Here is a 20,263-nt window from a genome sequence, read left to right on the forward strand (position 1 = left end):
GGATGACCGCGGCGGTGTTCGACCACGACGGCCCGTGGACCGACCGGGCGACGATCCGGCCGGAGGATCTCGTCCCCTGACGGATGTCGGCCTGGTCGCCTAGGGTCGGGCGCATGACCGGATTCGACGCGGCCACCGCCGCGGTCCAGGCCGCCCTCGACGCCGGAGCGCGGTACGCGGACGCCCGGGTGATGCACCGCCGCTACGAGTCGATGTCGGCCCGCAACGGCGACATCGAGGAGCTGACCCAGGACGAGAGCATCGGGCTGGGCGTGCGCGCCCTGGTCGGGTCGAGTTGGGGCTTCCACGCCGTACCCGAGCTGTCCGACGCCGCGGCCCGCGACGCCGGCCGGCGCGCCGCGGCGATCGCCACCGCGAGCGCGCGGGTCCCGGGCCCGCCCATCGACCTGGTCCCGGTCGAGGCCACGGTGGCGAGTTGGGCCTCGGCCTGCGACGTCGACCCGCTCGGCGTGCCGCTCTCCGACAAGGGCGACCTGCTGGCCGGCGCCACCGCGACGATGCGGGAGCACGGCGCCGACCTGGCCGAGGGGCTCTACCAGATCTGGGACACCGCCAAGTGGTTCGTCTCCAGCGAGGGGCACCGCATCGACCAGCGCATCCGCGAGTGCGGCGGCGGCATCTCGGCCACCTCGATCGGGGACGGCGAGACCCAGCGCCGTTCCTATCCGAGCTACCGGGGCCAGTACGGCACCACGGGGTGGGAGCTGGTCACCTCGCTGGACCTGGCCGCGCACGCCGCCCGGATCGCCGAGGAGTCGCGGGAGCTGCTCACCGCCCCGGAGTGCCCGTCCGGCGAGACCGACCTGATCCTCGGCGGCGAGCAGCTCGCCCTGCAGATCCACGAGTCGGTCGGGCACGCCATCGAGCTGGACCGGATCCTCGGCTGGGAGGCGGCCTTCGCCGGCACGTCCTGGCTGGACCTGACCCGGCTCGGCGCGCTGCGGTACGGCTCCGAGCTCATGAACGTCACCATCGACCCGACCATCCCCGGCGCGTTGGGCAGCTTCGGCTTCGACGACGAGGGCTCCCCGGCGGTCAAGCGGGACGCGGTCCGCGAGGGGCGCTGGGTGGGGGTGCTCGCCGGCCGGGACTCGGCCGCCGTCGCGGGCCTGGACTACGGCGGCAGCGTACGGGCGGACGGCTGGGCGCGGCTGCCGATGGTGCGGATGACCAACGTGGGCCTGGAGCCGGGCCCGCACACGCTCGACGAGATCATCGCGGCCACCGACGACGGGGTGCTCATGGACCTCAACCGCTCCTGGTCCATCGACGACAAGCGACTCAACTTCCAGTTCGGCTGCGAGGTCGGCTGGGAGGTGAAGAAGGGTCGCCGGGGGCGGATGCTGCGCAACCCCACCTACACCGGGATCGGGCCGGTCTTCTGGCGGTCGATGGACATGCTCTCGTCGGAGATCGTGCCGTGGGGCACGCCGAACTGCGGCAAGGGGCAGCCGGGCCAGACCGGGCACACCGGCCACCCGGCCGCCCCGGCCCGCTTCCGCAACGTCCGGGTGGGGGTGCGGGCATGAGCGAGCTGGACCTCGCCGGCCGGGTGGTGGAGCTGGTCCGGCGGCTGGCCGGGCCGGACGCCCAGGCCGAGGTGGTGGTGACCCGGGCCGACCTGGCGCTGACCCGGTTCGCCAACTCGTTCATCCACCAGAATGTCGCCGAGTCGGGCACCGCGGTCCGGCTGCGGCTGCACGCCGACGGGCGGACGGCCGCGGGCAGCGGGAGCCTGGTCGACCCCGACGGGTTGACCGCGCTGGTCGAGCGGACCCTGGCCGCCACCCGCCTCGCGCCGCCCGACCCGGCCTGGCCGGGGCTCACCCCGCCGGCGCCGGTCCCGTCCGGCGCACCCGTCGACGAGGCCACCGCGGCGGCCTCACCCGACGAGCGGGCCGCCCGGGTACGCGCCTTCGTGGACGCGGTCGAGGGGCTGGAGGCCGCCGGCTACTGCCGGACGGCCCACCGGTCCGGGGCGTTCGCCAACTCGGCAGGGCAGTCGGCGGTGGGGCGGTCGGTCGAGGCGGCCATGGACGGCATCGCCCGCACCGGCGGCGCCGACGGGGTGGCCCGGCACACCGCCGACCGCCTGGCCGACCTCGACGGCGGGGCCCTGGGCGCGCGGGCGGCGGCGAAGGCGCGGGCCGCGGCCGACCCCGTCGAGCTGCCACCGGGGCGCTACGAGGTGGTGCTCGAACCGGCCGCCGTGGCCGACCTCCTGCAGAACCTCTCCTGGTACGGCTTCAACGGCAAGCGGCACGCCGAGCGGCAGTCGTTCGCCGAGCCGGGCACCTCCCAGTTCGACCCGGCGGTGACCCTCGTGGACGATCCGCTGCACGCCACCGGGCTGCCGTACGACCTGGAGGGCACGCCTCGGCGGCCGCTGACCCTGGTGGAGGCGGGCACCACGGCGGCGGTGGCGCACGACCGGCGCAGCGGCGCCGAGGCGGGCACCGGGTCCACCGGGCACGGGATGGTCGGCGCGTCCACGTTCGGTCCGCTCCCGCGCAACCTCCGCCTGCTGCCCGCGGGCGGCTCGGCGGAGGTGGCCGTCGGGCAGCTCAGTGCCGGGGTGACCGGCGCGGTGGCCGACCCGGACACCGCCCGCCTGGTCGCCGGGATGGCGCGGGGCCTGCTGGTCAGCGACTTCTGGTACACGCGGGTGCTCGACCCGAAGCAACTGGTGGTCACCGGGTTGACCCGCAACGGCGTCTGGCTGGTGGAGGACGGGGTGCCCACCCGGGCCGTACGCGACCTCCGGTTCACCGAGTCCTACCCGCGGGCGTTGGGCCCGGGCCGGGTGCTCGGCCTGGGCCGCGTGCCGGTCCGCCAGCCGGACCGGATGGACGGCTTCTGGTGGGAGGCCCCGGCGCTGCGGCTGGCGTCCTGGAACTTCACCGGCGGCGCGTCCGGCTGACGACCCAAGATATTGATCTTGGTGCGGGTCTTTCCAACCTCCCGGACACACGGGACACTGCGTTGCGCGGCCGGGCCGCGAAGATCGGCGTAACGTGTGTCATTTAGCTGCACCGGTTCGCCGGTGCGGTCTGTGCGTGCGCAAGACGTGGCAGTGGACGCGGTCTCGCCGGTCCGCTGACCGGTACGGAAGGTGTGATCCGCCGCCCCCGCGAGGGCGCCGTCAGGGAGACGACTCGAATGACATCAACGGCAACGAGGCCGCGGGGAGCGCGGGCGCGCGCCGCCATCACGGCGAAGACGTTGCGAACGGACCGCTGGTGGTTCGCGCCACTGATCACCGTCGTCGGGCTCAGCGCCTGGGTCATCTACGCGACGGTCCGGGTCTTCATGCACAAGTGGTACTGGGTGGACCAGTACCACTACCTGACGCCGTTCTACTCCCCCTGTGTCACCGACCGGTGCGTCGAGGGCTCGTCGCACTTCGGCAGCTTCCTGCCCGGCTGGTGGATCATCCCGGACGCGGCGCTGACCCTGCCGTTCCTGCTGCTGTTCCGGCTCACCTGCTACTACTACCGCAAGGCCTACTACCGGTCGTTCTGGCTGTCGCCGCCGGCCTGCGCCGTGCCGGACGGGCACCAGGCGTACAGCGGTGAGACCCGGTTCCCGCTGCTCGGCCAGAACCTGCACCGCTACTTCTTCTACGCCGCCGCGATCATCTCGCTGATCAACACCTACGACGCCATCTACGCGTTCCACTCGCCCAACGGTTTCGGCTTCGGCCTGGGCAACCTCGTCCTGCTGGTCAACGTGGTGATGCTCTGGGCGTACACCATCTCCTGCCACTCCTGCCGGCACATCATCGGCGGGCGGCTCAAGCACTTCTCCAAGCACCCGCTGCGCTACCGGGCGTGGACCGGGGTGTCCTGGCTGAACGTCCGGCACATGCAGCTCGCCTGGATCACCCTCGGCACCCTGGCGCTGACCGACTTCTACGTCATGGCGGTCGCGGCCGAGTGGTTCCCTGATCTGCGGTTCATCAACTGAAGGCCCCTGACATGACTGAGACGCGAATCGAACGACACCACTACGACGTCGTCGTGATCGGGGCCGGCGGCGCCGGCCTGCGCGCGGCGATCGAGGCCCGGCTGGCCGGCAAGAAGACCGCGATCATCTCGAAGTCGCTGTTCGGCAAGGCGCACACGGTGATGGCCGAGGGCGGCGCCGCGGCCGCCATGGGCAACGTGAACTCCCGGGACAACTGGCAGGTGCACTTCCGGGACACGATGCGCGGCGGCAAGTTCCTCAACAACTTCCGGATGGCCGAGCTGCACGCGAAGGAGTCGCCGCAGCGGATCTGGGAGCTGGAGACGTACGGGGCGCTGTTCGACCGGACCAAGGACGGGAAGATCTCCCAGCGCAACTTCGGCGGCCACGAGTACCCGCGGCTGGCGCACGTCGGCGACCGCACCGGCCTGGAGCTGATCCGCACCCTCCAGCAGAAGATCGTCTCCCTCCAGCAGGAGGACAAGCGGGAGCACGGCGACTACGAGGCCCGGATCCGGGTCTTCTCCGAGACCACCATCACCGAGCTGCTGCTCGACGGCGACCGGGTGGCCGGTGCGTTCGGCTACTACCGCGAGTCCGGCGAGTTCATCCTCTTCGAGGCTCCGGCCGTGGTCCTGGCGACCGGCGGCGTCGGACGCTCCTACAAGGTCACCTCGAACTCCTGGGAGTACACCGGGGACGGTCACGCCCTCGCGCTGCGCGCCGGGGCGACGCTGATCAACATGGAGTTCCTCCAGTTCCACCCGACCGGCATGGTCTGGCCGCCCTCGGTGAAGGGCATCCTGGTCACCGAGTCGGTCCGCGGCGACGGCGGCGTCCTCAAGAACTCCGAGGGCAAGCGGTTCATGTTCGACTACGTCCCGGACGTGTTCCGCAAGCAGTACGCGGACAACGAGGCCGAGGCGGACCGCTGGTACAAGGACCCGGACAACAACCGGCGCCCGCCGGAGCTGCTCCCCCGCGACGAGGTCGCCCGCGCCATCAACAGCGAGGTCAAGGCCGGTCGGGGCACGCCGGCCGGCGGCGTCTTCCTGGACATCGCGTCCCGGCTGCCGGCCGAGGAGATCCGCCGCCGACTGCCGTCGATGTACCACCAGTTCAAGGAGCTGGCCGACGTCGACATCACCAAGGAGCCCATGGAGGTCGGCCCGACCTGCCACTACGTGATGGGTGGCGTCGAGGTGGACCCGGACTCCGGTGCGGCGTACGGCACGGTGCGCGGGCTCTTCGCCGCCGGTGAGGTCTCCGGCGGCATGCACGGCTCCAACCGGCTCGGCGGCAACTCGCTGTCGGACCTGCTCGTCTTCGGCAAGCGGGCGGGCGGCCACGCCGCCTCGTACGCCGACCAGCTCACCTCGCGCCCCGCGGTGTCGGTGGCGGCGGTGGAGGCCGCCGTGGAGACGGCGCTGGCCCCGCTCCAGCGGGACACCGGCGAGAGCCCGTACACCCTCCAGCAGGACCTCCAGGCCGTGATGGGCGACCTCGTCGGCATCATCCGGCGGGAGAACGAGCTGGTCGACGCGCTGGCCCGGCTGGCCGAGCTGCGCGAGCGGGTGGCCAAGGTGAGCGCGGCCGGCGGCCGGCGCTACAACCCGGGCTGGCACCTGGCCCTGGACCTGCGCAACATGCTGGTGGTCTCCGAGTGCACCGCGAAGGCCGCCCTGGAGCGGCAGGAGTCACGCGGCGGGCACACCCGGGAGGACCACCCGGCCATGGACCCGAAGTGGCGGCGGGTGAACCTGGTCTGCGCGCTGGACGGCGACACGGTCCGGCTGACCCGGAAGCCGCTGCCCAAGATGCGCCCGGAGCTCATCTCGCTGTTCGACCGGGCCGAGTTGTCCAAGTACCTGACCGACGAGGAACTCGCCGAGTTCGACGCCCTCACCGAGGGGGAGCGCTGAGGAATGGCAACTGACAAGACGCAGGCAACCGGCAAGCCGGGCACGAAGCGGCCCTTCCGCATCTGGCGGGGCGACGAGAACGGCGGCGAGCTGCGCGACTACACGGTCGAGGTGAACGAGGGCGAGGTCGTCCTCGACGTGATCCACCGCCTCCAGGCCACCGACGCGCCGGACCTGGCGTGCCGGTGGAACTGCAAGGCGGGCAAGTGCGGCTCCTGCTCCATGGAGATCAACGGCAAGCCGCGGCTGAGCTGCATGACCCGGATGTCGACCTTCGAGGAGGGGGAGACCGTCACGGTCACCCCGCTGCGCACCTTCCCGGTCATCCGGGACCTGGTCACCGACGTCTCGTTCAACTACGAGAAGGCGCGGGAGACCCCGGCGTTCGCGCCGCCGGCCGACGTGGCCCCGGGCGACTACCGGATGCAGCAGGTGGACGTCGAGCGCTCGCAGGAGTTCCGCAAGTGCATCGAGTGCTTCCTCTGCCAGAACGTCTGCCACGTGATCCGCGACCACGAGGAGAACAAGCCGGCCTTCTCCGGTCCCCGGTTCTTCATCCGGGCCGCCGAGCTGGACATGCACCCGCTCGACGCGAAGACCGACCGCAAGGAGTACGCGCAGTCCGAGATGGGACTCGGCTTCTGCAACATCACCAAGTGCTGCACCGAGGTCTGCCCCGAGCACATCAAGATCACCGACAACGGGATCATCCCCATGAAGGAGCGGGTCGTCGACCGCAGGTACGATCCCCTTGTGTGGCTTGGTAGCAAGATCTTCCGGAGGGGTCAGGTGCCTCAGACCAGCGTGACCAGCGGGCATTCGAGTGGCGCCGTGACCGGCCCCGCCGCCCATGGCGGGGTGCACTCGCACGCCGGCGGCTCGCACGACACGGCGGCCGAACGGCAGGCGCAGCAGGGTGTCAACTGGCACCGCGAGGTGCCGCACCCGACCGCTCCCGCGGTCGACGTCAACGGCAAGCTGCCGCTGACCGAACTGACCTTCGACCGGGCCGCCGCGCCGTCGCCGTTCGGTGACGACGTGACCTTCCCGCTGCCCCCGGAGCACCTGAACTTCGCCCACCCGCAGCAGGACGAGCCGAAGCACTGAGCAGCACGCTGACAACGACGACGGGGGCCGCGGCACATGCCGCCGGCCCCCGTCCCGTTTCCGTCCCGGTGTCCGATCCCGCCGGTCAGGGGTTGGCGAGCAGCGGGGGCAGGGCGGCGACGATCGGCACGTCGGCCGGCAGCCAGGGAACGGTGTCGAGTTCGCCGGCCGCGAGCCAGCGCAGCTCCAGGTGCTCCAGTGCCTTCGGCTGGTCGTCGTGGAGGAGGCGGGCCACGTACACCCGGAGGACGGAACGGCCGTGGGCCATGCGCACGTCACGGCCGACCCGGGCGCCGATCTCCACCCGGACGCCGAGTTCCTCGGCGCACTCGCGGGCCAGCGCCTCGGCCTCGGTCTCCCCCGGCTCCACCTTGCCGCCGGGGAACTCCCAGCGCCCGGCCACCTCGGGTGGCGCGGAGCGCGCGCAGGCCAGGACCCTGCCGTCCGCGATGATCGCCGCCCCGACGACCACCCTGGGCTCCCGCCGGTCCTGCCCGTTGCCGCTAACCCATTCGGTCCGCACGGGCGTCCAGCGTGCCAGATCAATCGGCGGTTTGGGTAGCTGAGTCGACCGTCAGGTCAGCAGAACACGGAAGTGTGGGCGTGGACACACCATCTGTGCGACGACAGACTAGAGGGCGTCGACTGGGACACGGGATGGCGACGATTTGGCCACAAGCCGGGAACGACGCCCTGGAGGTGCGGTGATGCGCGTGCTGTTCAACGGCCGGGCCAAGCACGACTACCTCAGCGACGCGCTCGCCCTGCTGTCCGGCTGGACCCGGGAGGGCGAACAGATCCGCCGCACGCTCGTCATCGACGACACCCAGCACGCGGCGCTCACCGAGCGCGTCGCGGTGGTCGCCGACGCGCTGCGCGTGCGCCCGGAGATCAGCCGCCGGGCCGACCGCACCCAGATCAGGGTGGGTCACGGCGACGGCGAGCCGCTCACCGAGGGCGAGGTGCTGCTCGCCGCGCGCATCGAGGACGCGGTCCGCGCGGTCACCGACCTCCGAGCGTCCTCCTGAGAAATCCCTGAAAGTTTCTTGTTAGCAACTAAATCCTCCGGGGTAGGACTTCCGGCACCAGGGAACCGCAAAGGCTCCCGAAGACGACGGAACGTGCCAAACCCTTGAGGAGCTGACCATGACGACCCCCACCGCCACCAACCGGGCCACCGACCACGTCGAGCGCGACGTCCGGCACCCGCACCGGCACGGCGAGGAGACCAAGCCGGCGTGGAAGACCACCGAACTGGCGGTCTACCTGCTCGCCGTCATCGGCGTCCTGATCGCCTCGAACGCCGTCGGCGACGGGGCCGCGAACAACGGCGGCGACTACTTCGCCGCCGACAAGGCCTGGTGGTACATCACCCTGCTGACCGTCGGTTACCTGATCAGCCGGGGCCTGGCCAAGGCCGGCAGCCGCAGCCGCGACCACGACCCCCGCGTCGACCACTGACCCCGAACCCCGGCAGCCCCCGTCCACAAGGACGGGGGCTGCCGCCGTCGGTCACCGGGTGCCGGCCGGCTGGCGAGCCCCACCTACCGTCGAGGGCATGGCCGATCCGACGTACGACCGCAAGGAACAGTTCCAGCAGATCCAGAGCGGGCTCCTGCCCGGCGAGCAGATCATCGCCGTCTACGACGCGGTCGGCACGGGCACCGGGTTCATCGGCCTGACCGACCGGCGGGTCGTCATCCAGGACCGCTCCTTCGTCGGGAAGCGGTACGCGATCACCAGCATCCCGTACGCGAAGATCACCAGCGTGAGCGTGGTGAGCAACAAGTCGTGGGGCGGCTCGTTCTTCTCCACCGGGGCCATCGCCATCCACGTCGGCACGCACACCTACGAGGTGGAGTTCCGGGGCGCGCAGAAGAGCCACCACGTGCACAACGTCATCCTCCACCACATCTCCTGACGTGCCGGTCGACCTGCCGGCGCTCTACGACGCGGACAACGCGTGGGGGCGCGACGACGACTTCTTCCTGCGCTTCGTGGGACGAACGCCGGCCCGGGTCCTCGACCTGGGCTGCGGCACCGGACGACTCACCCTGGCCCTGGCCGCCGCCGGTCACCGCGTCACCGGCGTCGACCCGGAGGCCGCGTCGCTCGCCGCCGCCCGGGCCAGACCCGGCGGCGACCGGGTCACCTGGCTGCCCGGCACCGCCGCCGACCTGCCCGGCGCGGCGTACGACGTGGCCGTGCTGACCAGCCACGTGGCGCAGGAGATCCGTGACGACGGGACGTGGACGGACACCCTCCGCCACCTGCGCCGGGTCCTGGTCGACGGCGGCCGGCTGGCGTTCGACTCCCGCGACCCGGCCGCGCGGCGCTGGGAACGCTGGAACCCCACCGACTCGCTCCGCCGGCTCACCCTGCCGGACGGCACGACGGTGGACGCCTGGACCGAGCTGACCGCCGTGCGCGACGGCATGGTGAGCTTCCTGCACCACTACCTGCTGCCCGACGGCGCGGAACTGCGCAACCCGGGCACGCTGCGCTTCCGCACCGAGACGGAACTGCGGACCGCCCTCGCCCGGGCCGGCTTCACGGTCGAGCGGGTGCTCGGCGGCTGGGCCGGAGAGCCGGTCGGCACCGGCGACGACGGAGAGCTGATCGTGCTCGCCCGCGCGGCACGGTGACCGAGGGGTCAGCGCCGGTGGGACAGCGATCCGGGGTCAGCGCCGGTACGACAGCGTGAAGTCGAGCGTCCAGTCGGCGCCGTCGGCGGACCGCTCCCAGCGGCCATCGACGGCGGTGCCGTCCTCCCGCAGCGTCCCGATGAACCGCTGGTGGAAGCCGGGCGCGTCCCGCCACATCCGCCAGACGCCGTCGGCGAACGTCATCCGGTAGACCCGGTGCACGCCGCGGGCGTCCGCGTACAGCACCGCGAACTCCTCGTCCGAGTCGTCCAGGCCGATCAGCTGGGTGGTCGGGAGCGGGTTGTTCTCCCGCCAGGCGAGCGGCGCCGTCTCCGGCACCGGATCGGCGTCGCTGTGCTGGCGGAGGAACCGGCCCTCCTCCACCCAGGTGAACTCCGTCCAGCCGACACCGAGACCCTCGACCTCCGGATGCACCGTCCACCGCCCGACCAGCACGTCGAGCCGCGCGAGCGCCGGATGCCGCTTGCCCATCGCCGTCCTCCTCCTGCCGCCGGGAACCCGGTGTGCGGCGCCGCCTGACAGAATCGCCCGCATGCGGGGGCTGTTCGCGAGGGTCAGGGGATGGCGCACCGACCGCAGACCGACGGTACGCCGGATCCGCCGTACCGTGGTGGTGGTCGTGGTGGGCGCGGCGCTGGTGGCCGCCGGCACCGCGGCCAGCGTGGTGTGGGTCCGCAGCGGCGCGAAGGGCCACCTGTTCGCCGAGGCCGACGTGCCGGAAGCCCCGGTCGCCCTGGTCCTCGGCACCAAGGTGGAGGCCGACGGCACCCCGTCGCCGTTCCTCGCCGCCCGGCTGGAGATCGCGCAGCGGCTCCTCGCCGCCGGCAAGGTCCGGGTGATCCTGGTGTCCGGCGACCACATGAACGACGACTACGACGAGCCCGACGCCATGCGGCGCTGGCTCGTCGACCGGGGCGTGCCGGCCGAGAAGGTGGTGCTCGACCACGCCGGCTTCGACACCTACGACTCCTGCGCCCGGGCCCGCCGCGTCTTCGGCGTGGAGCGGGCGACGGTGGTCACCCAGTCCTTCCACCTGGCCCGGGCCGTGTCGGTCTGCCGGCACCTCGGCGTGGCCGCCAACGGCGTGGGCGACGACACCGCCCGGCGGTACGCGCAACGCTGGCGGGTCAGTGCCACCCGGGAGTACGGCGCCTGCGTCAAGGCCACGGTGGACGTCCTCTCCGGCCGGGATCCGGTGCACCTGGGGCGCCGGGAGACCGGGGTGGACGACGCCCTGCGCGCCGGCTGAGGCGCGGCCCCGCCGCCGGGGGTAGGGTCGCGGCGTGGTGAAGCTGGCCGAGGAGACGCTGGCGGCGGTCGGTCGGATGACCGTCGCGGCAACCGAACTGGAGCATGTGCTGTCCCGGCTCGGCGCGGGTGAGGCGGACCCCGACGAGATCTTCGCGCGGGCCGGGGCGCCGCTGCTCGCGGCCCGTGCGGCGGCCCGGTCCGCCCCGCCGGCGATCCGGGCGGACTACGCCAGTCTGGTCGAGGGGGCCGCGACCCAGCTGGCCGTGGGCCAGGCCGCGCTGCGGGCCGTCTGGCGCGGCGGCCGGACCGATCCGGCGCTGTTCAACGAGATCACCGCGCGGCTGCTGCGCTGCCGGGACGTCCTGCACGACCGGGTCCTCGCGCCACAGGGGACCGACTAGACGGGCGCCGGGCTACGCGGCGGCCGTCCGCGGGCCGGCGCTATCGTTGCCGGATGCCCGCGCTAATCGCGCCCACCGTCCGGCTGCACTCCGCCTGGCTGGCGGCCCACCGGGAGTGGGGTCCCGGCCGCCACGAGGACGGTTTCGGGCTGCGCCCGGCCGACGAGGTGGTCACCCCCGCCGGGTTCGCGGCCTGGGTCGCCCGGTTGACCGACGAGGCGGGCCGGACGCCGGAACCGGGCAGGGTGCGGTGCACCTACCGGTGGATCGTCGAGGGTGAGACGGTGCTCGGCGGGATCGCGCTGCGGCACGACCTCGACGACGTCCTGCTGCGGGTCGCCGGCCACATCGGCTACGGCATCCGGCCGTCGGCGCGGCGGCGGGGCCTGGCCACCTGGGCGCTGGGCCGGATGCTCGACGAGGCGCGCGGGCTCGGCCTGGAGCGGGTGCTGCTCGTCTGCGCCGACGGCAACACCGCGTCGGCGCGCACCATCGAAAGCCAGGGTGGGGTCCTCGATGGCGTCCGGGCCACCGAACTGGGCGCCGCGCGGCGTTACTGGATCGCGCTGCGGGCGCCGCTCACGCGCCCCCACCCGGGCTGACGCTCCTGGCACATACGCGCTTCGCCTGAGAAGGTGGAGCAGACCTGGGCGGCGGAGTCGCCCACGAAGGTGCAGATGGTCGCCTGCCCCGACCGGGTCGGCAGCGGGGCGACGACCCGCCGCTGCACGTACGTCGTCCTGGCCGGCCCGGACAAGAAGATCTACGCCGAGGTCAGCGACCGGGCCGCCGTCGCCGCGTTCCGCGAGCTGGTCAACGGGTCAGCCGGAACCCGCCCCGCGTGCCTCCAGCACGGCCAGGTCGCGCTCCGCGTAGAGCCGGTGCTCCCACTCCTCGTTGAGGACGACCAGCAGGCACTCCCGGATCGGGTAGCTGCGGGGTCGCGGCCAGCCCGGGCCGTCCACCGGCTCGGTGTGGCCGTCGAGTGACTCGGGGGTCAGCCGCTCGATGACCTGGCGCACCGTGGACATCCGGTCGCGGCGCAGCGCGAGCACCGCGTCGAGCGCGGGCCGCGCGCCCCGGTCGCGCGGCACACCCGGCGTGTCCGGCATCTCGTCCCACGGCAGGTCGAGAGGATCCCACGGTGACGGGTCGCCGAGCAGCGCCCGCCCGATCCACGCGTCGGTGGCGAAGACCAGGTGCCGCAGCGTCTCGATGAACGACCACTCACCGTCGACCGACTCGTGCAGCAGCTCGGGCCGCAGCCGGCCGGCCCGTTCGACGGTTTCGCCCCAGAGCCGCTCCAGGATGTCCCACGCCTCGCGGAAGCCGGCCGGGTCGGTCGGTCGCATCCTGGCCCGGTCGGGGTGCCGCCGGTCCAGCTCCGCCTGGATCAGCGGCCCGACGTCGACCCCGTTGATCGTCAGGTTCTCGATCTCACCGCGGATGTCGACGCCGACCAGCTCGGCGCCGCGCATGCTGACCCCGCTCAGGTCGACGCCACGGAACCGGGCGCCGGACAGGTCGACGGTGCGGAGCTGGGCTCCGCTGAGGTCGACGTGCTCGAACCGCGAGCCGCTCAGATCGGCGGAGGTGAATTCGGCCACCCGAACAGGCTAACCGCGACGCCCGACACTCCGCGCCCCGGACGAGCCGGCCGCGCGGCCCGCCGGCGGGAGAAATGGCCTTGCCGGCCGGTCGGCGGGCTGCGACGCTCCGACCGTGATCGACAAGCCGGATGTCGACGAGCGGCTGCTGGCGGCCGAGGTGGCCGCCGCCTGGGGCGTGGACATCGCCGGCCTCGTCTTCCTGCCCGTCGGACTGGACGGGGACGCCTGGGCGTACCGGGTGGACACGTCCGGCGGCGGGCGCTACTTCCTGAAGATGCGCCGCGGCGAGTACACGCCCGCCGCCGTCCTGCTGCCCGCTTTCCTCCGCGCCCAGGGCATCCGGCAGGTCGTCGCGCCGATCGACCGGCCGGACGGCGGGGTCAGCCACGGGTTCGGCGACCACCGGCTGCTGCTCTACCCGTTCCACGACGGCGGCAGTCTGTGGGGCCGTGGCCTCACCGACCGCCAGTGGATCGAGTACGGCGAGTTCCTGGGTCGGCTGCACGCGGTCACGCCGAGCGCCGACATCGCCGCGGTCCTGCCGGTCGAGACCTGGCGGTCGAGCGCCGGCGAGCGCCTGCGCGCCCTCGGCGAGCAGGCCGCCGCGAGCGACATTCTCGGCGCCTTCTGGGACCGGTACGGTGCCGCGCTGCACCGGTTGTCGGAAACGGTCGACGACCTCGCCGCCCGCCTCACGCACGGTCGGCACGTCGTGTGCCACGCCGACATCCACCCCGGCAACCTGATCGCCGACGGCGACGGTCCCCTGCACGTCGTGGACTGGGACGCGCCGATCCTCGCCCCCCGCGAGCGGGACCTGATGTTCGTCTTCAGCCAGGACTTCGGCGACCACCCGATCACCGCGCGCCGCGCCGAACTCTTCCGCCGCGGCTACGGGCCGTGGGAACCGGACCAGACCACGCTGCGCTACTACCGCAGCGAACGGCACCTCGACGACGCCGCCGTCTTCCTGCACAGCATCCTCCACTCCGGGGCCAGCCCGGAGTCCCGCGCCAACGACCTGCACTGGCTGACCCGCATCGCCGAGACCGTCGCCGACCCCGGCTACGCGGCCTGACGCCGCGACATCAGCCCACGGTTCGAGCACGATTCCGTGGCCGGGACAGCGCCGATCGGTCCGGACGCGAGAAGATGACGGAGCGGCAGGACGGGAGCAGGGACGTGAGCGAGCACACTGTGGACACCCACGACCAACCGGCCGGGCTGGCCCCGGCGACCCTCCGTGCGCTCCGGCGTGCGGTCGGGACACGGCCCCGGCGGTGGCTGATCGCGATCACTCTGCTGCTGGGCCCGCTGGCCGCCCTGGCGATCGCCGCCGCGGAGCAGCCCGCCGACCTGACCTTCGCCACCCTCTCGGATCCGGTGCAGAGCCTCATGTCCGTGACGATGCCGTTCCTCGGCGTCCTGCTGGCCCGGGACCTGCGCCGGGCACCCGGCACCACCCGCTTCGCCCCGACCCTGCTGGCGGCGACGCTCCTGGCGGCCGCCGTCGGACTCTTCGGAGTCCTGGTGTCCGCCGCCGCTCTCGCGCTCGCACCGTCGGGCACCGCCCCGGACCCCTGGCGGCACGCCGCCACCATCGCGCTGGGCGGCGTGCTCGTGCAGATCGTCGCCCAGCTGGTGGGGACCGGGCTGGGCCTGCTGCTGCGGCCCTCCGTCGTCGCGTGCCTCGCCACCATCGTGGTGCCGCTGGGCGCGTGGGCCGTGCTGGGGGCGGTCGACGCCCTCCAGCCCGCGCAGGCCTTCACCCCCTACGCCACGGTCCGGCACCTGCTCTCCGGCCGGATGAGCGCGGCGAACTGGGCCCAGTGGCTCGTCGTGCTCCTGATCTGGGGTGCCGGCCCGAACATCGCCGGCATGGCCCGCCTGAAGCGGCGGGAGCCGCAGGGCGACCCGACGCCGGACGCCACCGCCCGCGACTCCGCTCCGGCGGCGTGAGGCGCCCGGTTCGTCCGACCTGCCTGATCCGCTGACGGTGACGATCTGGGCCGACACTAGTTGCTCCGCAACGGGTACCACGATCGCCACGAGACACAGGGCCACGAGATCCTCGAACCGGCCCGGAGTGCGGGCCGATCCGAGGCTGGGGTACTCAGCGCCTGGTCTCGTACCTGGTCAGGATCACGCCGTTCGGGAACGTCCGGGTCTCCACCAGGCTCAGGTTCACCCACTTGTCCAGGGCCGTGAAGAACGGCGTGCCGCCACCAACCAGGACCGGATGGGTGACGATCGCGTACTCGTCGATCAGCCCGTCCCGCATGGCCGCCGCGGCGAGTGTGGCGCCGCCGATGTCCATGGGTCCGCCGTCCCCGGCCTTGAGCCGGGTGATCTCGGTGACCGCGTCGCCGGTGACCAGGCGGGCGTTCCAGTCGACCGAGCTGGCCGTCGAGGAGAACACCACCTTCGGCATGTCCCGCCAGCGGCGGGCGAACTCGATGTGCGCCGGTGTGGCACCCGGCTGCTGGTCGGCGGTCGGCCAGTGGGAACTCATCGTCTCCCACAGTCTGCGCCCGTACAGCGCCATGCCCGTCGCCCCCACCCGGTCGGACCACCACTGGAACAGCTCGTCGCTGGGCGCATCCCAGCCGATGTCGTCGCCCGGCGCGGCGATGTAGCCGTCCAGGCTCACGTTCATACCGAAGGTCAGTTTTCGCATGGTGTCAGCCTCTCGTGGGTCGGTCCTCGACGTACAGACCAGCACGACGCGGAAGAATCATCGGTCAGGCCACACCGAGGGTCGGCCCACCACCCACCGACGGCGATGAGCTGTAAGGCTCCGGAGCGCTCGGATCGCGGCAGACCCCGACGTCCGGACTTCCCCTTCGGCGGGAGCGAGCTTGTCCCATCCCTGTGCTCTGATCCCGTCATGCAGGTCGTCGTCACAGGCGCACTCGTGGAAAGCGGCGCGGTCCTGCTGGTACACCGCAGGCCGACCAAGCGGGTTTACCCAGATGTCTGGGATCTGCCCGGGGGGCAGGTCGAAGCGGGTGAGTCGGAACTACAAGCCCTCGCGCGGGAGATGCACGAGGAACTCGGTGTCCACATCGTGGCGGAGTCCGCTTCCCGGTTGGGCGTCCTGCACACCGGCAGTGGCGAGGACGCCGTCCACGTGGGCGTCTGGCACGTTGACGACTGGGTCGGCTCTCCGACCAACCGTGCCCCTGACGAGCACGACGACATCGCATGGGTCGGGATCAGCGAGCTGGGCGACCTTCCCCTCGTGCACGGCGTCCTGGCGGCAATGGTTCGTTCGCTGCCTGAGTTCGAGTGGGCCCGCAGGCACGCCGATGTGACCGACCGTAACCAGGGCGACCGAGGAACCACGGCCGACTGCCGGGCGTGCTGGGACGGATTCGTCAAGCAGGTGGTGGGACTAAGTCCTTCCGTCGGCGGTCGCGGCAGTCGTCCGCAAGGCTCTGGCTGAGGGATGGCAACAAACCCACGGGGTGACCTGCTGGTGCACCCGAGCCCAGCCGTCGGGACGGCTATCCGGAGTCCACGATCGCCCAGGGGCGCCCGGACCGATCGTCAACCAGCTAGTCACTCACGAGCCGTAGTCCTCGAACTCATGCTGCGCCAGCCGTCCCAACTTCTCGGCGACCTCACTCCAACTGGCACCCTCGATGTTTTGGATCAGCTTGCGGAGGAACTGCTCGACGCGACCATCGTGGAATTGCTCGACAAAGAGCCAGTGTCTTCCAACGATGACATCCTGGTCGGCGAGCATCCGTGACAGAGCAGCCGGAGTGCACACCGTTGCCTGGAACCGCTCCTCACCCGGACCATCGCTCGGGCCTGCGTAAATCTCCACAAGCTGCATCGTGACGGCGGGGTCTTCGGGAGGGCCTTGCGAAAGGTCGGGGAACCTGATCGAGTGGACGACCGCGCGCATGCCCGGACTCTAGCGGCCGATACGCGTCCTCGTGCTGACCAATGGGACGATCAGCTAGGGAACCGGATCGGCTTGCACGTCCAGCAGCCGTACGCCCTATCGAGAGGCACGCAGCGTTCGCCAGGGCTACCTGGAGCCCGCCACTGGCCCTTGCTGACCTCTGCGTCGGGTACGGTTCGGGCACCGCCGACCTCAAGACTTCGTCTGCGGCTTGGCTGACAGGCCCCACAGCTCAACGATGCGATCGTCCTCGATGGTGAACATCTCCAGCATCGTTGCCGTCGAGCCATCGGCGAAGCCGGCCATCTCGGTCCGAGTTGCCACGCGTTGGTTGTCCGCGACCAGATCTTTGAGGGTTACCTTCAGGGCGGGGTGCTGGTCCCACATACGCTGCCAGGCCTTTTGCGCGCACTCCCAACCGCTGGCCTTCAGCGGATGGCTGTAGAAGCTGCTGGCGAAGATCTCTCTGGCGGCCATCGCATCCCGACGGTTGAAGGCTCCGTACATACGCTCTGCGATCTGGCGTCCTTGATCCACGAAGCGAGTATGCCGCCACCCCACGACATCGTCAGCCATCCCGACTGCTTAGTGGATCTAGGAGATGCCGTCAGCTTCAGGCGTGGGGGGCTGGGTTGGCAGGTTTGTCCCTCAGCACGTCCAGCAGGCGACGGTATTCAACCTCGGCTCCGATCGCTGCCCGATGTTCGGGATGTGCGAGGTAGTACCAGATCGCGTCGCTGATGAACCAGGCATCGACGGTCTTGATCGGTAGCCGTCGCGGGCGCAGCACGAGGCCGCGACGACGTACCAGGTCGGGTCGGGCATAGGTGAGGGTCAGAGTGTCGGCGTACAGGGCCGGCCGTTGCGGGTAGCCGGGGGCCAATGCCTCCCATGGCACCCGCACTGACCCGGCCAGTGTGCGCCACCACAGGCCCTCAGGCCGCAGGTGAACAAGGAACCCGCACCAGGCTGAGACCAGCTGCCTACCTGCCAGCGCGGCGACCAGGACCGGCAGGACGGCGTCGAGGGGCCGCAGGTTGTGTGCCCAGATCGGTGGGACCACAGAGCTGATCTGCGCGGAGGCTGCCAACGCCAGAACAACTGCGCCCCAAACGGCGGTGAAGCTGGGCGGCGTGCTGAAGGACGAGACCTCCGGCCGTACGACGAAGACTGCAGGCCGCTCATCCGGCAAGGCATAACCCAACAGCACCAACAGGAGCAGAAAGCCAACCAGGAGCCCGATAACCAGCACGTCAACGATCTTGTGGCCCGAGCCAGCGAACCACGGCACCAGGGGATAGCCGACAGAGACGGCCAGCGCGATGGCGAGGACGGTCCGGCGCTGCCGGACCACAGCTGCTCGGAATGCAGACACGCCCCACAGTACGCGTGCCGGACCACCGACTCTTCCAACAAACATCTGGTGGGACGCGAGCGATGAGGTGCGGGATTGTGCCCCCCGGTGTGCCCCAGAGCGAGGACACACCCTCCTGACCTGCGGGAACGGGCCGGATTCAGACGTTGAAGCGGAACTCCACCACGTCGCCGTCCTGCATGACGTACTCCTTGCCCTCGATCCGGACCTTGCCGGCGGCCTTCGCCGCCGCCATCGATCCGGCCTCGACCAGGTCGGTGTAGGAGACCACCTCGGCCTTGATGAAGCCGCGCTGGAAGTCGCTGTGGATGACCCCGGCGGCCTCCGGCGCGGTGGCGCCGACCGGGACGGTCCAGGCCCGCGCCTCCTTGGGGCCGGCCGTCAGGTACGTCTGGAGGCCCAGCGTGCGGAAGCCCACCCGGACGAGCTGGTCCAGCCCCGGCTCGGACTGCCCGATCGACTCCAGCAGCTCGCGGGCCTCCTCCTCGGGCAGGTCCACCAGCTCGGACTCGATCTTGGCGTCCATGAAGACCGCCTCGGCCGGGGCGACCAGGCCGCGCAGCTCGTCGAGGAACTCGGCGTTGCCCAGCTCGGCCTCGTCGACGTTGAAGACGTAGAGGAACGGCTTCGTGGTGAGCAGGTGCAGCTCGCGCAGGTGCTCCAGCTCGATCTTGGCGGCAGCGGCGCCCGCGTACAGGGTGGTGCCCCCGTCGAGGACCTCGACGGCCTTCTTGGCGGCCTCGACGGCGGCGGCCCGGTCCTTGCGGAGCTTGGCCTCCTTCTCCAGCCGCGGCAGCGCCTTCTCCAGGGTCTGGATGTCGGCCAGGATCAGCTCGGTGTTGATCGTCTCGATGTCGTCGGCCGGGGAGACCTTGCCGTCGACGTGCACCACGTTCGGGTCGGAGAAGGCCCGCACCACCTGGCAGATCGCGGAAGCGTCCCGGATGTTGGCCAGGAACGCGTTGCCCCGGCCCTGCCCCTTGGAGGCGCCCCGGACCAGGCCGGCGATGTCGACGAACGAGACCGGCGCCGGCAGCACCTTCTGCGAGGCGAAGATCTCCGCGAGCTTGGCCAGCCGCTCGTCGGGGAGCCCGACCACGCCGACGTTCGGCTCGATGGTGGCGAACGGGTAGTTCGCCGCGAGCACGTCGTTCTTGGTCAGCGCGTTGAACAGGGTGCTCTTGCCCACGTTGGGCAGGCCGACGATGCCGATGGTGAGACTCACGACGAGCCAGCTTACGCGCTTCGCCGCCGGGACCGGTCAGGCGGGCCGGGCGGGCAGCAGCCGGGGTTCGATCCGGGTCTCCCGCACGGTGCCGTCCTCGGCGCGCGCCAGCTCGTACGCGGCCACGCCCTCCCGGTCGGCCACGGCCTCGGCCAGCCGGGTGCCCCGGTAGATCAGCCCGACGCCGTCGTCCGTGCAGTGGCTGGTCGGCAGCGTGCCGTCGGCGACCAGCCGGTGCATGAGCGGCCGGCGCTGGTCCTCGCTGTCGTAGTGCACGCCGTTGCCGTACGGGAGCCAGCCCAGGCCGTCGGTGAACGGGCGCAGGGTGGGGCCGTAGCTGTCGGTGGCGCCGCCGAGGTGCCAGCAGATCGAGCCGGCGGAGACCCCGCCGAGCACCACCCCGGCCTGCCAGCACTCGTGCAGGATGTCCGGCAGGCCGTGCACCCGCCACACCGCGCAGAGGTTCGCCACACTGCCGCCGCCCACCCAGATGATGTCCTGGGCGAGCAGGTGGGCGCGGATGTCCTCGACGTTGGGCATCGGGTAGAGCGCCAGGTGGGAGGGGCGGAACCGGGTGCCGGCGAACGCGCCGTAGAAGACGGTGAACGAGGTGGGCTGGTCGCCGACCGCCTGGTTGAGGTAGCAGACGCGGGGCGCGTCGCCGGCCCGCGCCAGGTCGGCCATCAGGTCGAAGAGCTGGCTGGGCCGGGCGTCCCACGGGCCCCGGTGCCGGCTGAAGAAACCCATGCTGGTGGCGACGATCGTCGGTTCACTGGCGGGCATGGCCGTCCTTCCGGTCGGTGCTG

24 protein-coding genes are annotated in these 20,263 nt (G+C 71.6%); 15 read left to right on the forward strand and 9 right to left on the reverse strand.

Going from position 1 to position 20,263, the window contains the following annotated elements; genetic code table 11:
* Positions 1 to 113: 113 nt before the first annotated feature.
* From ACZ6PY_RS10495 to ACZ6PY_RS10515, 5 genes are all read left to right on the forward strand, one after another.
* Entirely contained in the window at positions 114 to 1,550 is a 1,437-nt protein-coding gene (locus ACZ6PY_RS10495) for a TldD/PmbA family protein (RefSeq protein WP_466071087.1), read from the forward strand.
* Positions 1,547 to 2,941 (forward strand): TldD/PmbA family protein, encoded by a 1,395-nt coding sequence (locus tag ACZ6PY_RS10500; protein WP_466071088.1) that lies wholly within the window; start codon positions 1,547 to 1,549, stop codon positions 2,939 to 2,941. Before ACZ6PY_RS10495 ends, ACZ6PY_RS10500 begins: the two co-directional genes overlap by 4 nt.
* Positions 2,942 to 3,180: 239 nt before the next feature.
* Positions 3,181 to 3,987 carry a hypothetical protein gene (locus tag ACZ6PY_RS10505; RefSeq protein WP_466071090.1) on the forward strand — a complete coding sequence of 269 codons (807 nt, stop codon included), beginning with the start codon at positions 3,181 to 3,183 and terminating at the stop codon, positions 3,985 to 3,987.
* Between the two features lie 11 nt (positions 3,988 to 3,998).
* Positions 3,999 to 5,909, forward strand: a complete 1,911-nt coding sequence (locus tag ACZ6PY_RS10510) for a fumarate reductase/succinate dehydrogenase flavoprotein subunit (RefSeq protein WP_466071092.1) — start codon at positions 3,999 to 4,001, stop codon at positions 5,907 to 5,909.
* Between the two features lie 3 nt (positions 5,910 to 5,912).
* On the forward strand, positions 5,913 to 7,016 hold the full coding sequence (locus ACZ6PY_RS10515; RefSeq protein ID WP_466071094.1) for a succinate dehydrogenase/fumarate reductase iron-sulfur subunit: 1,104 nt from the start codon (positions 5,913 to 5,915) through the stop codon (positions 7,014 to 7,016).
* 85 nt (positions 7,017 to 7,101) lie between these two features.
* On the opposite strand, the gene ACZ6PY_RS10520 is transcribed toward ACZ6PY_RS10515, so the two are convergent.
* Positions 7,102 to 7,539, reverse strand: a complete 438-nt coding sequence (locus ACZ6PY_RS10520) for a (deoxy)nucleoside triphosphate pyrophosphohydrolase (RefSeq protein ID WP_466071096.1) — start codon at positions 7,537 to 7,539, stop codon at positions 7,102 to 7,104.
* A gap of 184 nt (positions 7,540 to 7,723) precedes the next feature.
* Between ACZ6PY_RS10520 and ACZ6PY_RS10525 the strand changes: the two genes are divergently transcribed.
* From ACZ6PY_RS10525 to ACZ6PY_RS10540, 4 genes are all read left to right on the forward strand, one after another.
* Positions 7,724 to 8,044 carry a 4a-hydroxytetrahydrobiopterin dehydratase gene (locus ACZ6PY_RS10525; protein WP_466071098.1) on the forward strand — a complete coding sequence of 107 codons (321 nt, stop codon included), beginning with the start codon at positions 7,724 to 7,726 and terminating at the stop codon, positions 8,042 to 8,044.
* Between the two features lie 118 nt (positions 8,045 to 8,162).
* On the forward strand, positions 8,163 to 8,477 hold the full coding sequence (locus ACZ6PY_RS10530) for a hypothetical protein (RefSeq protein WP_262283890.1): 315 nt from the start codon (positions 8,163 to 8,165) through the stop codon (positions 8,475 to 8,477).
* Between the two features lie 97 nt (positions 8,478 to 8,574).
* Positions 8,575 to 8,937 (forward strand): PH domain-containing protein, encoded by a 363-nt coding sequence (locus ACZ6PY_RS10535; protein ID WP_151462085.1) that lies wholly within the window; start codon positions 8,575 to 8,577, stop codon positions 8,935 to 8,937.
* A 1-nt stretch (position 8,938) separates the two neighbouring features.
* On the forward strand, positions 8,939 to 9,661 hold the full coding sequence (locus tag ACZ6PY_RS10540) for a class I SAM-dependent methyltransferase (protein ID WP_466071101.1): 723 nt from the start codon (positions 8,939 to 8,941) through the stop codon (positions 9,659 to 9,661).
* A 36-nt stretch (positions 9,662 to 9,697) separates the two neighbouring features.
* Here ACZ6PY_RS10540 and ACZ6PY_RS10545 read toward each other — a convergent pair whose 3' ends face one another.
* A complete protein-coding gene (locus ACZ6PY_RS10545) occupies positions 9,698 to 10,153 on the reverse strand; it encodes a hypothetical protein (protein WP_466071102.1) in 456 nt (151 codons plus the stop codon).
* A 61-nt stretch (positions 10,154 to 10,214) separates the two neighbouring features.
* On the opposite strand from ACZ6PY_RS10545, the gene ACZ6PY_RS10550 reads away from it, so the two are divergent.
* The 3 genes from ACZ6PY_RS10550 to ACZ6PY_RS10560 are packed head-to-tail and all read left to right on the forward strand — an operon-like array spanning position 10,215 to position 11,936.
* Positions 10,215 to 10,931: a SanA/YdcF family protein gene (locus ACZ6PY_RS10550; RefSeq protein WP_466071104.1), complete on the forward strand. Its 717-nt coding sequence runs from the start codon at positions 10,215 to 10,217 to the stop codon at positions 10,929 to 10,931.
* A 34-nt stretch (positions 10,932 to 10,965) separates the two neighbouring features.
* On the forward strand, positions 10,966 to 11,334 hold the full coding sequence (locus tag ACZ6PY_RS10555) for a hypothetical protein (RefSeq protein ID WP_466071106.1): 369 nt from the start codon (positions 10,966 to 10,968) through the stop codon (positions 11,332 to 11,334).
* Between the two features lie 53 nt (positions 11,335 to 11,387).
* Complete coding sequence (locus tag ACZ6PY_RS10560; protein ID WP_466071108.1) at positions 11,388 to 11,936, forward strand: GNAT family N-acetyltransferase; 549 nt, start codon at positions 11,388 to 11,390, stop codon at positions 11,934 to 11,936.
* A gap of 219 nt (positions 11,937 to 12,155) precedes the next feature.
* Here the strand turns inward: ACZ6PY_RS10560 and ACZ6PY_RS10565 are convergent, their stop codons facing one another.
* Complete coding sequence (locus ACZ6PY_RS10565; protein ID WP_466071110.1) at positions 12,156 to 12,941, reverse strand: DinB family protein; 786 nt, start codon at positions 12,939 to 12,941, stop codon at positions 12,156 to 12,158.
* Positions 12,942 to 13,056: 115 nt separating this feature from the next.
* Here ACZ6PY_RS10565 and ACZ6PY_RS10570 point away from each other — a divergent pair, with 115 nt between their 5' ends.
* Together ACZ6PY_RS10570 and ACZ6PY_RS10575 are read left to right on the forward strand one after the other, a co-directional pair.
* Entirely contained in the window at positions 13,057 to 14,022 is a 966-nt protein-coding gene (locus ACZ6PY_RS10570) for a phosphotransferase enzyme family protein (RefSeq protein WP_466071112.1), read from the forward strand.
* 104 nt (positions 14,023 to 14,126) lie between these two features.
* Positions 14,127 to 14,903, forward strand: coding sequence for a hypothetical protein (locus ACZ6PY_RS10575; RefSeq protein WP_466071114.1), 777 nt, complete (start codon positions 14,127 to 14,129; stop codon positions 14,901 to 14,903).
* A gap of 154 nt (positions 14,904 to 15,057) precedes the next feature.
* Here the strand turns inward: ACZ6PY_RS10575 and ACZ6PY_RS10580 are convergent, their stop codons facing one another.
* Positions 15,058 to 15,621, reverse strand: coding sequence for a dihydrofolate reductase family protein (locus ACZ6PY_RS10580; RefSeq protein WP_466071115.1), 564 nt, complete (start codon positions 15,619 to 15,621; stop codon positions 15,058 to 15,060).
* Positions 15,622 to 15,831: 210 nt separating this feature from the next.
* Between ACZ6PY_RS10580 and ACZ6PY_RS10585 the strand changes: the two genes are divergently transcribed.
* On the forward strand, positions 15,832 to 16,389 hold the full coding sequence (locus tag ACZ6PY_RS10585; protein WP_466071117.1) for an NUDIX domain-containing protein: 558 nt from the start codon (positions 15,832 to 15,834) through the stop codon (positions 16,387 to 16,389).
* 120 nt (positions 16,390 to 16,509) lie between these two features.
* Here the strand turns inward: ACZ6PY_RS10585 and ACZ6PY_RS10590 are convergent, their stop codons facing one another.
* The 5 genes from ACZ6PY_RS10590 to ACZ6PY_RS10610 form a co-directional block, all read right to left on the reverse strand.
* Entirely contained in the window at positions 16,510 to 16,857 is a 348-nt protein-coding gene (locus tag ACZ6PY_RS10590) for an immunity 8 family protein (RefSeq protein ID WP_466071119.1), read from the reverse strand.
* 192 nt (positions 16,858 to 17,049) lie between these two features.
* Entirely contained in the window at positions 17,050 to 17,433 is a 384-nt protein-coding gene (locus ACZ6PY_RS10595) for a nuclear transport factor 2 family protein (RefSeq protein WP_466071121.1), read from the reverse strand.
* A gap of 37 nt (positions 17,434 to 17,470) precedes the next feature.
* Complete coding sequence (locus ACZ6PY_RS10600) at positions 17,471 to 18,232, reverse strand: hypothetical protein (RefSeq protein WP_466071123.1); 762 nt, start codon at positions 18,230 to 18,232, stop codon at positions 17,471 to 17,473.
* 139 nt (positions 18,233 to 18,371) lie between these two features.
* Complete coding sequence (gene ychF / locus ACZ6PY_RS10605; RefSeq protein WP_466071124.1) at positions 18,372 to 19,457, reverse strand: redox-regulated ATPase YchF; 1,086 nt, start codon at positions 19,455 to 19,457, stop codon at positions 18,372 to 18,374.
* A 36-nt stretch (positions 19,458 to 19,493) separates the two neighbouring features.
* Positions 19,494 to 20,240, reverse strand: coding sequence for a Type 1 glutamine amidotransferase-like domain-containing protein (locus ACZ6PY_RS10610; RefSeq protein ID WP_466071126.1), 747 nt, complete (start codon positions 20,238 to 20,240; stop codon positions 19,494 to 19,496).
* Positions 20,241 to 20,263: the final 23 nt, after the last annotated feature.

The sequence above is a fragment of the Micromonospora sp. NPDC048907 genome, assembly GCF_055586885.1.

What these genes read in the sequence shown, in the direction of transcription:
- ACZ6PY_RS10525 (WP_466071098.1), top strand. Translation starts at nt 7,724, where the DNA reads ATGCGCGTGCTGTTCAACGGCCGGGCCAAGCACGACTACCTCAGCGAC.
- ACZ6PY_RS10500 (WP_466071088.1), top strand. Translation starts at nt 1,547, where the DNA reads ATGAGCGAGCTGGACCTCGCCGGCCGGGTGGTGGAGCTGGTCCGGCGG.
- ACZ6PY_RS10580 (WP_466071115.1), bottom strand. Translation starts at nt 15,621, where the DNA reads ATGCGAAAACTGACCTTCGGTATGAACGTGAGCCTGGACGGCTACATC.
- ACZ6PY_RS10505 (WP_466071090.1), top strand. Translation starts at nt 3,181, where the DNA reads ATGACATCAACGGCAACGAGGCCGCGGGGAGCGCGGGCGCGCGCCGCC.
- ACZ6PY_RS10585 (WP_466071117.1), top strand. Translation starts at nt 15,832, where the DNA reads ATGCAGGTCGTCGTCACAGGCGCACTCGTGGAAAGCGGCGCGGTCCTG.
- ACZ6PY_RS10535 (WP_151462085.1), top strand. Translation starts at nt 8,575, where the DNA reads ATGGCCGATCCGACGTACGACCGCAAGGAACAGTTCCAGCAGATCCAG.
- ACZ6PY_RS10595 (WP_466071121.1), bottom strand. Translation starts at nt 17,433, where the DNA reads ATGGCTGACGATGTCGTGGGGTGGCGGCATACTCGCTTCGTGGATCAA.
- ACZ6PY_RS10510 (WP_466071092.1), top strand. Translation starts at nt 3,999, where the DNA reads ATGACTGAGACGCGAATCGAACGACACCACTACGACGTCGTCGTGATC.
- ACZ6PY_RS10560 (WP_466071108.1), top strand. Translation starts at nt 11,388, where the DNA reads ATGCCCGCGCTAATCGCGCCCACCGTCCGGCTGCACTCCGCCTGGCTG.
- ACZ6PY_RS10515 (WP_466071094.1), top strand. Translation starts at nt 5,913, where the DNA reads ATGGCAACTGACAAGACGCAGGCAACCGGCAAGCCGGGCACGAAGCGG.
- ACZ6PY_RS10495 (WP_466071087.1), top strand. Translation starts at nt 114, where the DNA reads ATGACCGGATTCGACGCGGCCACCGCCGCGGTCCAGGCCGCCCTCGAC.
- ACZ6PY_RS10610 (WP_466071126.1), bottom strand. Translation starts at nt 20,240, where the DNA reads ATGCCCGCCAGTGAACCGACGATCGTCGCCACCAGCATGGGTTTCTTC.
- ACZ6PY_RS10545 (WP_466071102.1), bottom strand. Translation starts at nt 10,153, where the DNA reads ATGGGCAAGCGGCATCCGGCGCTCGCGCGGCTCGACGTGCTGGTCGGG.
- ACZ6PY_RS10550 (WP_466071104.1), top strand. Translation starts at nt 10,215, where the DNA reads ATGCGGGGGCTGTTCGCGAGGGTCAGGGGATGGCGCACCGACCGCAGA.
- ACZ6PY_RS10590 (WP_466071119.1), bottom strand. Translation starts at nt 16,857, where the DNA reads ATGCGCGCGGTCGTCCACTCGATCAGGTTCCCCGACCTTTCGCAAGGC.
- ACZ6PY_RS10530 (WP_262283890.1), top strand. Translation starts at nt 8,163, where the DNA reads ATGACGACCCCCACCGCCACCAACCGGGCCACCGACCACGTCGAGCGC.